Annotated in this window: 11 protein-coding genes; 4 read left to right on the forward strand and 7 right to left on the reverse strand. The window is 70.9% G+C overall.

All coding sequences use genetic code 11. The annotated features are described in order from the left end of the window. From BM360_RS13910 to tssK, 5 genes are read right to left on the reverse strand one after another with little or no spacing between them, the layout of a single operon-like run. Window positions 1-762 (reverse strand): PP2C family protein-serine/threonine phosphatase, encoded by a 762-nt coding sequence (locus tag BM360_RS13910; protein ID WP_242653485.1) that lies wholly within the window; start codon window positions 760-762, stop codon window positions 1-3. After that, window positions 759-1,328 (reverse strand): type VI secretion system-associated protein TagF, encoded by a 570-nt coding sequence (tagF, locus tag BM360_RS13915; RefSeq protein WP_131819271.1) that lies wholly within the window; start codon window positions 1,326-1,328, stop codon window positions 759-761. Before tagF ends, BM360_RS13910 begins: the two co-directional genes overlap by 4 nt. After that, entirely contained in the window at window positions 1,298-4,783 is a 3,486-nt protein-coding gene (gene tssM, locus BM360_RS13920; RefSeq protein WP_093315594.1) for a type VI secretion system membrane subunit TssM, read from the reverse strand. Before tssM ends, tagF begins: the two co-directional genes overlap by 31 nt. 26 nt (window positions 4,784-4,809) lie before the next feature. Then, on the reverse strand, window positions 4,810-6,288 hold the full coding sequence (gene icmH, locus BM360_RS13925) for a type IVB secretion system protein IcmH/DotU (protein WP_093315596.1): 1,479 nt from the start codon (window positions 6,286-6,288) through the stop codon (window positions 4,810-4,812). Beyond that, complete coding sequence (tssK, locus tag BM360_RS13930) at window positions 6,285-7,625, reverse strand: type VI secretion system baseplate subunit TssK (RefSeq protein WP_093315598.1); 1,341 nt, start codon at window positions 7,623-7,625, stop codon at window positions 6,285-6,287. Before tssK ends, icmH begins: the two co-directional genes overlap by 4 nt. Window positions 7,626-7,785: 160 nt before the next feature. Here tssK and BM360_RS13935 point away from each other — a divergent pair, with 160 nt between their 5' ends. Continuing rightward, on the forward strand, window positions 7,786-9,162 hold the full coding sequence (locus BM360_RS13935; protein WP_093315600.1) for a peptidoglycan DD-metalloendopeptidase family protein: 1,377 nt from the start codon (window positions 7,786-7,788) through the stop codon (window positions 9,160-9,162). Window positions 9,163-9,181: 19 nt separating this feature from the next. Here BM360_RS13935 and BM360_RS13940 read toward each other — a convergent pair whose 3' ends face one another. Both BM360_RS13940 and BM360_RS13945 read right to left on the reverse strand, forming a co-directional pair. After that, window positions 9,182-9,415: a hypothetical protein gene (locus BM360_RS13940; protein WP_131819272.1), complete on the reverse strand. Its 234-nt coding sequence runs from the start codon at window positions 9,413-9,415 to the stop codon at window positions 9,182-9,184. A 501-nt stretch (window positions 9,416-9,916) separates the two neighbouring features. After that, window positions 9,917-10,930 (reverse strand): CPBP family intramembrane glutamic endopeptidase, encoded by a 1,014-nt coding sequence (locus BM360_RS13945; protein WP_093315604.1) that lies wholly within the window; start codon window positions 10,928-10,930, stop codon window positions 9,917-9,919. A 203-nt stretch (window positions 10,931-11,133) separates the two neighbouring features. On the opposite strand from BM360_RS13945, the gene BM360_RS19790 reads away from it, so the two are divergent. The 3 genes from BM360_RS19790 to BM360_RS13960 are packed head-to-tail and all read left to right on the forward strand — an operon-like array spanning window position 11,134 to window position 13,384. Then, on the forward strand, window positions 11,134-12,438 hold the full coding sequence (locus BM360_RS19790; RefSeq protein ID WP_207544599.1) for a PAAR domain-containing protein: 1,305 nt from the start codon (window positions 11,134-11,136) through the stop codon (window positions 12,436-12,438). A 5-nt stretch (window positions 12,439-12,443) separates the two neighbouring features. Further along, the gene (locus BM360_RS13955) at window positions 12,444-12,938 is read left to right on the forward strand and encodes a DUF4123 domain-containing protein (protein ID WP_093315607.1); all 495 of its coding nucleotides are present in this window, start codon (window positions 12,444-12,446) and stop codon (window positions 12,936-12,938) included. Between the two features lie 11 nt (window positions 12,939-12,949). Continuing rightward, window positions 12,950-13,384, forward strand: a complete 435-nt coding sequence (locus BM360_RS13960) for an acetyltransferase (protein ID WP_093316061.1) — start codon at window positions 12,950-12,952, stop codon at window positions 13,382-13,384. Window positions 13,385-13,418 lie beyond the last annotated feature (34 nt).

The raw sequence follows: 13,418 nt of genomic DNA on the forward strand, positions 1-13,418 counted from the left end.
TCATCCTGTCTCGCCTGCCGCGAAGGAAAGCAAGGTCGGTTCGCTCGCCGACACCATCACCACGGTGACATTGTCGGGCGCACCGCGCTCCAGCACCAGCTCGACCAGCGCGTCGGGTGCGGTGCGCGCGGTGGAGGGGTCGAGCATGCGCGCAATCTCCGGCTCCTCCACCACGCCGGTCAGGCCGTCGCTGCACAGCAGGAAGACGTCGCCCGGCTCCACCCCGTCGGCGATGGCGTCCAGCTCCAGCGTGCCGCGCACGCCCACCGCCCGCGCCAGCACATGGCCCATCGGGTGCCCCTCCGCCGCCTCGGGGGTGAGCAGGCCGCGATCGACCATCTCCTGCACCTGCGTATGGTCCCGCGTCAGCCGGTGGAGGAAGCCGCCGCGCAGCAGATAGCCGCGGCTGTCCCCCGCCCACAGCACGCCGAAGCGCCGGTCCTTCACCACCAGCGCGACGACGGTGGAGCCCATCTGCGCGCCCTTCGCCTCGGCTTCGGCGAAGATGCGGCCGTTGGCGGCGTGGATCGCGTCGGCGGCGCGTTGCAGCAGGGTGTCGAAGTCCGGCTGCGGCGGCACCTGGCCCAACGCCTCGGCGATGGTGGCGGAGGCCCACTCACCGCGCTCATGCCCGCCCATGCCGTCGGCCACCGCCCACACGCCGGATTGCGGCCGCTCGCAATAAGCGTCCTCGTTGTGATCGCGCACGCGGCCGACATCGGTCCGCACCAGCGCGTCGAGCCGCAGCCCTGCCACCGTCACGCTTGCTCTCCCGCACCCAGCATCATGGCGAACAGGCCCTGGGGGCGCTCGCCCTCCAGCCGCGCCGCGGGGAAGGCGTCGTTGCCCGCGGTCCACCAGCCCGGCAGCGGCTTGGGCGCGCGCGCTTCCTCGGCCAGCGCGATCAGCCCGGCATGCAGCGCATCGGCGTCCAGCCCGCGCGCGAAGGCCTGGTAGATCGCATCCTCGCAGGCCTGCGCCAGCCCTGCCGCCGCGCTCCGCTCCCCGGTGTGCGCGGCGACGAGGATGGGGAAACGCCGGCCGACCGAATCCATTGACGGCGCCATTGCGCCGGCCAGCCAGCCCTCGCTCTCTTCCCAGGCGAAGCGCCACGCCGGCGCGCTGTCATAGCGTGGCTCAAACGTGTCGCCATGCACGTCCTGCGCCTCCGCCAGCGCAGAGGCGAGCCATTCGTCGAGCGCCTGCCGTCGCGCCGGATCGAGCCCGCGCGCGATGAAGTCCCCATGGCTCGGCAGCTTGCCGAACAGCATCGCCGCAGGCGCAGCGGGCGCCGCGGTCAAAGCGTCACCGGGCAGCGGAACGTCCACATGCCGCCCTTGGCGAACGGATTCTTCTCGCTCGGCAGCGTCACCTTGAAGGTCGCGCCCGCGCTCGCATCGCCGAACGTGGCGAGGAAGGCGGTCGGCCCGGCATTCTCGCGCGTCGCCTTCTCCATCAGGCGGAACAGCGCCCAGATCCCCTCTTCGCTCAGCGTCGCCACCGCCTTGTCGCCCTGGAACAGAGTCACGCTCGCCTCGGGCGTGCCGCCCTGCGCGGTCCAGCGCAGCGGCTTGGGCGCCGCGGCGGCAAGGTCCGCCTTGCCCCAGCGGAAGGTGGCGTCGCCCGCCTTGAACTGCGCCGCGTCGATCGTGCCGGCGAAGCTCGCCGGCGCGATGCGGATGGTCAGCCCCGCTGTCATCAGGTCGCGCAGCTCGGCGGCCTTGGCGAACTGGTCGGGCACGGCCGGGTCGAGCGCGGCGGCGACGGGATCGCCTTCCTTCCAGCGCCACACCGGGCCGGTCGTGTCGAGCAGCGGCATCAGCCGCTGGCTGACGAACTGGTCCAGCGTGCCGCCCATGCCGAACACCTTGGTCGCATCGACGAGCGTCACGTCGTTGGCGGACGCGGTGAAGAAGGGATAGCGATCCTGCGCCGCCGCCTTGCACGCGGGCAGGATGTTCTGCGCATAATCCTCCGTCACCGCACCCGTCGCCGCGCCGACACGCGCCGCGCCGCCGCCTTCGCTCAGTTTCTCGACAAAGGGTTGCAGCTGCGGCGGCGCGCCGGCGGCCGCGGTGCCGACCTTGGCCATCGCCTCGTTCATCTGCGCCTGCGCCGCCTCGCCGCCCAGGCCCCCGCCCGCCATCTTCGCCGTCTGCACCGCGGTGCCCGCATCCTTCAGCGCGGCGATGAACTCGTCGATCGGGGCGGACGACTTGCCGTCGCCGACATAATCGTTCGATGCCGAGAAGTGCATGGTGATGTCCTCGGCCGCGTCGAACGTGGTCGATCCCATGTTCAGCTCGGCCAGGTCCTTGTTGTCGCGGACGAAATCCTCGACCTGCTGTTCCTTGAACGCCCGGAAGCCGCCTTCGAACGTGGTGTTCTTGCGCACCTCCAGCAGCATCAGCTTGATCGGCGAGGGCGAGCGGGTGACCGCCGCCAGCGCCGCCGGATTGTGGAAGTAATCGGCCGGTTGCAGGCTGGCGATCACCTTGTCCCACGCGGCGTTGTAATCGCGCGCATAAAGGCTCGCGACACCCGATTTCACGCCGGTCATCTGCTCCTTGACCGCGGTCGTGTCGGCATCGCCGCCCATCACCCACAGATCCTTGCGCAGATCCAGCTGCACCGTCTGCAGGCCGGTCTGATACGACTTCTCGAAGCCGCCGCGCGTGAAGAAATAGGGCACGCGCTGCTGCAGCACCTCGTCGCCATTGGCGAAGGCGGCGGCGTCACCCGATGCCAGCACGTTGGCGCTGGTCCACGGCGCCGCGCCCGACGAGGCGACCTTCTGCCGCAGGATCGCATAAGCGCGCTCCGCCATCGACATCTGGCCGACCGCGGCGCGGGCCGAGGCGATCAGCTGCCCGTCCAGCGGCGCCTTGCGGCCCGGCCACACGCCGGCGAGGTCGTCATCCTCCAGCAGTGCCTTGAGGTGCTGGTTCAGCTCGGCGCGCATCGTCTGGTTGTCGGCGCCCGGATATTCGGTCTGCGCCCAGTGCGTCTCCACCCAGGAGCGGACCGCGCCCTTGTTCATCGGCCCCTGCGCGCCCAGCATCAGATAGACCTTGAGCGGCTCGTAGACGGACAGCGGGTTGGACTGGTTGGCCGCGATCACCTTCTCCAGCTGGAGCAGGATGCGCGGCAGCAGGATGCGGCGCACGCCCTCGCGATAGGTCTGCTCCGCCTGCTCGCTCAAGCCACTCTGGAACAGGCCCCAGCGCATGGAGAGCGGTGCCCAGCCCGCCTGCCGCTCGGCATAGCCGCGCGGCAGATTCCGGAGCGCGCGCAGCGCCTCCAGCGCCTGCGGCAGATCGGGGTCGCTGTCGCGCACCTCCTGCATGTCGATGCCGGTCTGGCGGACGAGGCCCTGCGCCTCGGTCGCCTTGGCCATCAGCTCGCTCTCGAACGAGCGATTGCGCACGAAGCTGATCGCCCACAGCAGCAGCACGATGGCGGCGATCGCGCCCACGCCCGCCATCGCGCCGATCAGCATGCCCCGCTGCCGCTTGCGCGCGGCAGGGTCGAACTGGACCAGCCCGGCCTCGGGAAACATCACCTCGGCCAGCAGCCGGTTGAGGAAGTAGGCGCGCCCGCCGCCCTGCGCCCCGCCGGACCCGCGCGGCTGGTCATAGACCTGCGCCATGCCCGAGATGATGCGGTCGAACGGCGCGCCTTCCTGCACGCCGGAGGTCAGATAGACGCCGCGCAGCACGCCCGCAGGATCGTCGCCCGCGACGAACGCACCGTCGAGGAAGCGCAGCAGCCGCGCCCGCAACGCGGTCAGCTGCGCGGGGAAGCCGAGGATAAGCGCGCGTCGCGCGGCATCGGGCTCCTCCGACAGGCGCTTGGCCTGGCGGTCCGCCACCTCGCGCGCCATCTCGTCATAGGCGGTCATCAGCTGCTCGGCCGACGGCTTGGCGCCGGTGCCGAACTTCAGCGTATGGCCGAGCACCGCGCGCCGGCCCTCGACGTCGAGATCCTCGAAATATTCGACGAAGCCCGCCAGCAGATCCGCCTTGGTCAGCAGCACATAGACGGGGACGGCGATCTCCAGCGTGCGCCTGAGCTCCATCAGCCGCCGCCTGACCGCCGCGGCATGATTGTCGATCGACACGCGGTCGCCGCGCACCAGCTCGTCGATGCCGATCGCCACGATCACGCCGTTGATCGGCTGCAGCGGCCGGTTCTTCTTCAGGAGCGACAGGAATCCCGTCCACCCCTTGGAATCGACCTCCCGGTCCGAATCCTGGCTGGTGTAGCGGCCGGCGGTGTCGACCAGCACCGCCTCGTCGGCGAACATGAAGTCCAGGTTGCGGGTGCCGCCCGATCCCTTGAACGCCTGATCGGCGAAGGGGAAACGCAGGCCCGAATTGAGCAGCGCGGTCGTCTTGCCCGCACCCGGCGGGCCGATGATGATGTACCAGGGCCGCGTGTAGAGATAATCGCGCTGCTTCTTGCCCGCCGCACTCGTGCGCAGCTGGCCCAGCGCCTCGCCCATCCGCTGGGCGAGCAGCTTGCTCTCCTCGTCCGCGGCGGACGGCGGCGCCGCCAGCTCGGCCGCGATCGCATCGGCGCCCTTGCGGCCCTTGCGCACATGCAGGAACGCCAGCAGCCCCCACACCGCCAGCACGACCACCGCGGCGATCAGCCGCACCCACCAGGGCCTGAGGAAGCCGACGAAGATCGGCAGGCCGACCGCTAGCACCAGCAGCGCGAACAGCGCCGCCACGATGGAGACGAACCACCAGTTCGTCAGGAACCGCTTGACCGCGCCCATGCCTTCAGAGCCCCCGCTCGAATTCGTCAGTTGCGCCGCGGCACCACCACCTCGACGCGGCGGTTCAGGCTCTTGCCCTCCGCGGTGTCGTTGGAGGCGATCGGCCGGGCTTCGCCATAGCCTTCGGAGACGACGCGCGCCGGGTCCGAAAGCTCGCTCTTGATGATGTTCGCGACTGTATCGGCGCGCGCCTTGGACAGGGTCGTATTGTCCGGGAAGGCGAGCGTGGAGACGCGGTCGCTGTCGGCATGGCCTTCCACCGTCACCTGCCCCGGCTCGCTCTGAATCGCCTTGCCGATGCGGTGGAACAGCGCCTCACGCCCCTCGTCGAGCTGGTCGGAGGCGGACTGGAACAGCTGGCCGACCGTGGTGCGCACGCGCACGGTGGAGGCATCCTCCTCCACCTTCACCAGCCCCTGCGCGATTTCGGGCGCGAGGAACTCGGTCAGCTTGTCCGCCTGCGGGCTGGCCGCGGCCTGCGGCGGCGGCGCGGCGGCACGCGACAGGCGGAGCGGCGCATCCGGATTGATCTTGCCGAGCGCGGCGAACGGATCGCTCGCCCCCGCCATCAGCAGCACGCGCAGCAGGATGTAGACGAGCAGCAGCACCGCCGCCGCCGCCGCCGCCGCCAGCGCGACATAGCCCCACAGGCCCACCTTCTTCAGCGGCGCCTTCTCGCCCGGCCACGCCGTCACCATCTGCTGCGACGACAGGCTGCGCGGAAATTCGAGCGCGGCGTAGAGCCGGCTGGCGATCTCATACAGGCGCCGCTTGCCGTCGGGCATGATGCGGAACCGGCCTTCGAAGCCCGCCGCCAGACAGGCGTGGAACAGCTCGATGATGTCCGCGCTCTGCGCCGGGCGCGCCAGCATGTCGTCGGTCAGCTGCCAGAAACGGTCGCCGCCGATATTCTCCTGGAAGAATTGCACCACCATCGAACGGCGCGCCCATTCGGCCGCGTCCATGCCCGATCCCGGCAGGTTCTGCGCAATATCGTCCATCGTCGCGCACAGCGCATATTTGGCGCGCTGGCGAATCTCTTCCGGGTAGTGGCCGGCGATCGCGCGGTCGAACGTGGCGATCGCGGCGGAGGCCTGGCGGTGCAGCTCAGGCATCGGCGTGCGCGCGCGGCCCGAGCGGACGGAGGAGGCCAGCGCCAGCAGCGGCGCCGCCTCCGACATCAGCCGGTTGCGCACGTCCTGCGGCTTCGATGGCTGCGGCACGTCGTCGTCGCGCATCCGCGGCTGCGGCGCGGGCTGCGCGGCGGACGGCGGTGGCGGCGGCGCATAAGCGGGCTGCGCGGGTGCCGGCTCGTAATGCGACGGCGCTTCCCAGCCGCCGGCGGACGGCGCCGAGCCCCAGGCCGGCGTGTTGGAGGCGGGCGCGCTGCCCCAGGCCGGGGCCTGCCCGGGCGCCGCCGGCGGCTGCTGCCCGCGCCCTAAGCCCTGCAGCGGCGACGGGCGGAACACCGTGCGATTGCCGCCCGAATCGTTCCCGTTGCTCATCGCCCGGCCCTCTTCACGCACCAGAGTTCGAGTTTCAGCTGCGGCCAGTCACCCGCCACGTGCAGGCCGAGCGCGGGCGCGCTGGCAAAGTCGCGCCAGTCGGGGGCGCCGCGGTCCAGCTCGAAATAGACATAGCCCGGCAGCACGCGCAGCTGCGGCGGCGGCGTCGGCGTATGACGGAGCGGCACGCCCGGCAGCGCGCTCTCGACGATCTGCCGCATCTTCGTCACCGCGCCGATCTTGGCGACAGCGGGGAAGCGCCCGCGAATCTCGTCCAGCGGCGCCGCGGCATTGACCGCGAGATAGAAGTAACCGTGCTGGTAGAGGTTGTGATCGACGATGGTCGAGACGTAGGCGCCCGGCCCCGCCGCATCGAGCGGCATCTGGATGGCGGAGCGGTCGAACACCGCCGACAGCATCGATTGCAGCAGGTCGAACACCGGCTCGAACGTCAGCTGGAGGTTCTCATGGTCGTAGCGCGGGAAGGCCGGCGGTTTCCGCTCGGGCTTGGTCAGCGTCGCCAGCTCGCCCGCCAGCCCCACCAAAGTCTCGAACAGGCGCTCGGGATGGATGCGCGGCAGGCTGTCCATGTGCCGCATCATCGGCACCCAGCGATTGAGCGCCTGGAGCAGCAGGAAGCTGGCGAACGTCTCCGCGCCGCCGTCCGTCGCCTCCACCGCGCGCAGCGCCAGCTCGTCGGCGCGCTGCTCGGCCCGGCCGAGAATGTCGGCCAAGCCCCCCTTCAGCCGCCGCGACGCGACGATGTCGAGCGCGGGCGGAATATAGCGGTCGTCGAACATCAGCCTTTTGTTCGCGACTTCCCGCACGCGGACGAGGCCGAGCGTCACGCGGCCATAGGTCTGCTCGCGCGTCACGCCGAACCGCAGGTTGGGCCGGCCCACCTCGATCGGCTCGTGCGCGCGCTCGTCCGAAAAGGCGTCGGAAACCTCGCTCTCGTCCACCAGGAAGCGCGCATCATGCCCCGCCTGATCGGATTCGCGGAATTCGATCGCGCCCGCCTGCGCCGCGGGCAGCGTCAGCGAGACGAGGCCGTCGCGCACGTCGCCCGGCATGTCGAGCGGCTCGGGCGGGGGAAAGTCGTCGGGAATGGCGAAGGGCGTGCCGTCGGGCATCACGCCCACGGCGCGCTTCACGCCGAACTTGCCGAGCGTCGCCAGATCCTCGTCGACGACGATCTCGGTCAGCCCCCATGGATAGGGACGCACGCCATCGATCCGCGCGGTCAACTCGCCGGAGAAGAATCGATCCTGTTGCTGGAAATGCTGCGGGCGGAGAAACAAGCCCTCCCGCCACGCGACGCGGCTTTTGCCAGCCATTCGTTACTTCCCCCCGGCACTCCACGCCGCGCCACCATTTAAGCACAGCTTCACGGGAGCCGGAAGCGGCGTTATGCGGAGCCCAAGACATATCGGGCGTGACGTGGAGCACTTTCGTCGCGCAATTCTTCGATAATGTCGTGTGTCGGGGGGCGCGTTGATGATGTCGGACGAGGACGATCCTTCCTTCGATCCGCGCACCTGGTCCGCGGCGGGCGCGACGACGCCCGGCGCCGCCCCCGCCGCCGCGCCGCCTTCGCCCGAGGCGACGCCGCAGCGCGAACGGCGCGCGCCCTCGCCTGCGCTGCTCGGCGGCGGTGCGGCGCTGGCGCTGCTGGTGGCGGGCGGCGTCGCCGCGCTCGTCTCGCGCCCCGGCGGGCCGCAGCCGTCGGCGCCCGTCGCCCCCGCCGCCACGCCCGCGGCCAAGACTGCGCCTGCCGCCACGGTGGCGGAGGCGCGCCGCACGCTCGTCCTGTCGCAAGCCTCCGAGCTGCGCGCTGCGCTCGCAGATGCGGGCGTCCCCGCGACCGAGGCGGATGCCGCCGCCGCCGCGGCGCTGCGGACGATCGGCGAGCGCAAGGGGGAGCTGCGCGCGGTGCTGACCCTGTTGCAGGGGGGCGCCGCCACCCGCCTCGCCCGGCTGGATGCGTCGTTTGAGGATTCGTCCGGTGTCGTCGTCAAGCGCAGCGCCGGCGGCTTCGACGCCGCGCCGGTCAAGGCGTCGCTCTCCACCGTCGTCACCGTGATCCGCGGCGAGATGGATGCCAACAGCTTCTACACCTCGGCGGTCGCCGCGGGCGTCACCGACACGCTCATTCCCGATTTCGCCAAGGCCTTCGCCTTCGATTTCGACTTCCAGCGCGAAATCCATCCCGGCGACGTGTTCGAGGCCGCGTTCGAGCAGCAGAAGAACGCCGCCGGCCAGCCCGTCGGCACGCCCCGCCTGCTCTTCGCCAGCCTGACGACGGGCGAGAAGTCACGCTCGCTCTACTGGTTCCAGCCGGCGGGTGAGGAGGGCGGCTGGTTCGACGGCAACGGCGCCTCCATCGTCCGCGCGCTGATGCGCACGCCCGTCGACGGCGCGCGCGTCTCCTCGCAATTCGGCATCCGCACGCATCCGGTGCTGGGCTTCGTCAAGATGCACAAGGGCACCGATTTCGCCGCCCCCACCGGCACGCCGATCTACGCCTCGGGCGATGCGACGGTGCAGTGGGCGGCGATGAAGGGTGCGAACGGCAACCTCACCATCCTGCGCCACGACAATGGCTGGCAGACCTATTACCTCCATCAGAGCGCGTTCATGCCCGGCATCGTCGCGGGCGCGCGCGTCCACCAGGGGCAGGAGATCGGCAAGGTCGGCACCACCGGCCGCTCGACCGGCCCGCACCTCCACTACGAAGTTCACATCGACGGCGCGCCCGTCGACCCGTTGAGCATCCAGACCGAAAGCGGCCGCACCCTGACCGGCGCCCCCCGCACCGCCTTCATCAAGGAACGCGACCGCATCGACGTCGCCCGCGCCGCTCGGGCAGGCTGACGCCGCCATCACCGGCTTGTTACGGCCGCCGCCCGTTGGTTTGGGTGGCTGCGGAAAGACGGGCCGCTTCCCGCTCCCAGCCCAACCGGTCCTTGCAGATGCGCTTGCCCGTCCGCTTGTGCTTGAGGCAGATCTGGTCCGAGTAAGTGGGGCCACTCAGGCCGCCATAGCCCGGCCCCTCCTGCGTCCCGAAACTGAGCGCGCGGCCTTTCGCGCCTTGGGACAGCGCCGGGGCTGCGGGGGCCGCGATCATCAGACTGATCAATAAAATCCGCATGGTGCAATTCCTCTCGGACGAGGGAGGCTATGCGAACGGCCGATCCTGTCAATCGGTCCCATCGGCCGAGGTCAAGCAGGCCACTATGGCTATAAGGACCTTGACAGAACGAACCATATCGGCTAACAGCCTGCCCGCTCGCCACCAGTGATCGCGGCGGCGGGCAAGGGGCAGCCTTACGGGCACCGACCGGCGCGAAGACATCCGGCTCCCAGTCGAAGCTTCGCAAGATAGATTGAACGGCGCGGGCGATACCCCGGGCCGGGATGCGGGCAGTCGCGGGGCATGGTCGCTTTCCCCGCCACCATCCCCATCCGAACCGGCAGCGTCTCGAAGGCAGACGCGCCACAACTTGAGGCGGGCGGCCCGGTCACGCGGGCGACCCCCTCCCGGATGCGCGCACCAGGACGCGCCGGTCGGCCTCTTACTCCTTGTCTTTGCGGGTGAAATCCGCGGCGGCGTCCTACACGACCCCGCTCAGGCCGGCTCGCCGCCGCGCCGCCACAGCACGATCGGCACGATCAGCGCGGCGAGCACCATCAGCATCGCCAGGCTGCCATTCAGCCCCACCGGCGATCCGCCCCACAGCGCCCGACCGACCAGATCGACATTCGTCACCGCGCCATAAGCGCCGATCCCCGGATTGGGGTCGAGCCCCAGGCCCAGCCCCTCCAGCCAGTTCCAGCCATAATGCGCCGCCACCGGCGCCAGCAGCCCGCCGCTCTTCCACCGCAGCAGCCCGAACAGCACGCCGCCGAGCGTCAGATTGGCCAGCTCGATGATCCCGCGCGCGCCGCCCAGCACGTGCAGCCCGGCGAACACCGCCGCCGTCAGCAGGATGGCCGGCCACGCCCCCCAGCGCCGCGCGATGCCGCCATGCATCCACCCGCGCAGCAGCACCTCCTCCGTGCCCGATTGCAGCAGCATCATCGCCGATCCCAGCAGCAGGAGCGGCCCGAGCACCGCCGCCTCGCCCGCCTGCGCCACGCCGGCAAAGGCGGCATAGCCGGTCGCCACCGTCACCCCGCCAAGCCCCACCGCAAGGCCGAGCGCCAGCATCGCCAGCGGTGCGCGCCCGCGCGGCAGCGCCCGCACCCGCGTCGCCCATGCAGCACCCAGCGCCAGAGCCAGCATCGGCGCGAAGATGATCGCGGCGAACAGCGCGTCCACCCGCCACGCCGCGTCCGTCCCCTCCGGCCACACGGCGCCCGCCACCGCCTCCGCCACGGCAAGCCCGCCGAGAATGCAGCCGACGCCAATCACCGTTCCGCCCAGCAGCGCCGCCCAGGGCAGCCAAGCGGGCGCCGCCGCCGCGCTCGCGCCGACCCGCGCCGTCTGCATCGCGGTGCCGGCACCCGGCGCAGGCGGCGGCGATCCCGGGCGCAGCGCGGTGCGCTGCTCGCGCCTGCCCGCCATCGACGATCCGCCGCCGCGTGGGCCCAGCAGCGCGGCGATCGCCTCGCTTTCCTCGTCCGCCAGATTGCGCCCCACGCCTGTTCCCCCGCCCCCTTGGCGCGGGACGAACGCCCGCGCGATCCTGTCTCGCGTCATTCTGCGCCGCGGCTGTGCCCCGTGTCACAAGAATAGCGATTTATCTTTTTGCAGTGCCGTCTTTTCTGTCTGCCTGACTTGCCGCTATTTTATTGTTCATGGGAATGCCAGCAGCTCGCGTCGGCGACATGCATGTCTGTCCGATGGTCACACCGGGGGTGCCCCCGATCCCGCATGTCGGCGGGCCGATCCTGCCGCCGTGCGAGCCAACGGTGCTCACCGGCCTGATCCCGCAGGCGCGGATGACGGATCTGTGTACCTGCGTCGGCCCGCCCGATGCGATCCTGAAGGGATCGATCAGCGTGTTCGTGCGCAATCTCGCCGCCGCGCGCATCGGCGATCCGACGACGCATGGCGGATCGATCGTCATGGGCCTGCCGACCGTGCTGATCGGCGACAATACGGGCGGTGGCGGCGGTGGCGGCGGCGGGGCGGGCCTGTCGGGCGGGCGCTTCGGCACGGCCGAGGGTACCACCATCGCCGAAGGCTGGGTCAGTATCGAGCATAGCGACGCCGCGACGCAGGCCGCCACGCTCCAGCAGGCCGCCGCCAGCGGCGCACCTTTCTGCGAGATCTGCTTCAAGCAGGCGCAGGAAAAGGCACGCAAGGAAGCCGACGCCGCACAGGACGAGGCGGTCTCCGCCCAGCGGGAGGCGGCGCAGGCCGCCGCCGATGCGACGCAGAAGGCGACGGAGGCGGCACGGCTCGCCGCCGAGGCAATGGCCGATGCGAATGACGCCGTGAAGCAGGCCGCGGCGCAGGCCGCGCAGGCCGCGGCCGATTATGCGAAGGAACAGGCCGCACAGGCCGCCGCCAATGCCGCGAAGAAGGCGCAGGTCGCCGCGGAGATGACGCAGAAGGCGGCGCAGGCGGCAAAGGACGCGGCCCAGGCCGCCGCCGATGCCGCGAAGGAAGCCGCCGCCAAGGCGGCGCAGGCCGCAACGGACCATGGCGGCGAGGCGGCGGGCAAGGCCGCGGGTGCCGCCGCGCAGAAGGCGGCGGAGGTCGCGCAGAAGCTGGCCGACACGGTCGCCAAGCTGACGGACAATCTCGCCGCCAGCGCGGAACAGGTGGCGCAGGTCGCCGCGCTTGCCGCAGCCGGGCAGACCGAGCAGGCGCTCGCGCTCGCCAAGCAGCTGGCGCAGGATGCCGCCAGCACCGCCGCTCAGAATGCCAAGGACAATCTGAAACATAAGGCCGATCAGGTCGTCCAGCAGACGCAGCAGGCGGCAGACCAGGCCAAGCAGGCCGTCGATCAGGCGATCGAGGCGCACAAGGCCGCCGCCGCCGCCGCCGAAGCCGCGGCCAAGGCCGCGCTCGCCGAGGCGGAGGCCGGGGTCGACAAGGCGAAGCAGGCCGCCGCCGACATGTGGGACAGCCTGACCGGCGACAGCTATGAGGGCGGTGGTGGCCAGTCGGGCGGCGGCGGCGCGTCGGACGGCTGGTAAGCGCCATGGCCGTCCTTCGCAGCTACGCCATTGCCGACATGGCGCGTGCGCCGCAGCTCTATCCCATGCTGCAGACGCTGCAGGCCGCGGACGTGCCGTGCCTGTTCGCGGGCAAGATCGCGGAGGAGGTGCGCCGCGCCTCGCCCTTCCTGTTCGCGTTCGATAGCGCGCCCACGCTGATCCAGCGCTGGGCGGCGGAAGGGCCGGGGCAGGCGTGGGGCCTGTTCCTCACCAGCGCCGAGCCGCTCGAGACGGTGCGCCGCCACGTCCGCAAGTTCATGCAGGTGCGCCTGCCCGATGGCAGCGGCCCGGTGCTGTTCCGCTTCTGGGATCCGCGCGTCTTCGCGCCCTTCCTCGCCGCGACGGAGAAGGATCAGCTCACGCCCTTCTTTGGCCCGATCCAGAGCTGGGTGATCGAATCGCCGCAGGGTCTGATGCGCCACATCCAGACGGCGGGCGGGCTCAAGGTCGTGCCGGCGAACTTTCAGGAACTGCTCTGACCGACGCCGCCATCCGGCTCCGCCGCTCCCGCGCGGCGGATGGCGCGCGCATTCTCGCCATCTGGCGGGATGCGGTGGACGCCACGCACGATTTCCTCTCGGGCGCGGACCGGATCGCCATCGAGGCGGAGGTGCGCGATTTCCTCCCCGCCGCTCCGCTCTGGCTGGCGGTCGATGCGGCGGATCGGCCGCTCGGCTTCATGCTGCTGGATCACGCGCATATGGAGGCGCTGTTTATCGATCCGGCGCATCGCGGCCACGGCATCGGGCGGCTGCTGGTCGCGCACGCGCTGGCGCTGCACCCGGGCCTCACCACCGACGTGAACGAACAGAATGAACAGGCGCTCGGCTTCTATCTCCGGCTCGGCTTCGTGCCGGTCGGCCGGTCGGCGACTGACGGGCAGGGCCGCCCCTATCCGCTGATCCACCTGCGCGCGGCTGGCTGAGCAGGACGGCCGGAGCAATGGCGCCGGCCGCTCT

This window comes from Sphingomonas jatrophae, from assembly GCF_900113315.1.
GTDB classification, from domain to species: domain Bacteria; phylum Pseudomonadota; class Alphaproteobacteria; order Sphingomonadales; family Sphingomonadaceae; genus Sphingomonas_P; species Sphingomonas_P jatrophae.

Bases quoted from the DNA above. Each gene is read 5' to 3' on its own strand.
- BM360_RS19790 (WP_207544599.1), top strand. From the start codon at position 11,134: ATGGTCACACCGGGGGTGCCCCCGATCCCGCATGTCGGCGGGCCGATC.
- BM360_RS13955 (WP_093315607.1), top strand. From the start codon at position 12,444: ATGGCCGTCCTTCGCAGCTACGCCATTGCCGACATGGCGCGTGCGCCG.
- icmH (WP_093315596.1), bottom strand. From the start codon at position 6,288: ATGAGCAACGGGAACGATTCGGGCGGCAATCGCACGGTGTTCCGCCCG.
- tssK (WP_093315598.1), bottom strand. From the start codon at position 7,625: ATGGCTGGCAAAAGCCGCGTCGCGTGGCGGGAGGGCTTGTTTCTCCGC.
- BM360_RS13940 (WP_131819272.1), bottom strand. From the start codon at position 9,415: ATGATCGCGGCCCCCGCAGCCCCGGCGCTGTCCCAAGGCGCGAAAGGC.
- BM360_RS13935 (WP_093315600.1), top strand. From the start codon at position 7,786: ATGATGTCGGACGAGGACGATCCTTCCTTCGATCCGCGCACCTGGTCC.
- tssM (WP_093315594.1), bottom strand. From the start codon at position 4,783: ATGGGCGCGGTCAAGCGGTTCCTGACGAACTGGTGGTTCGTCTCCATC.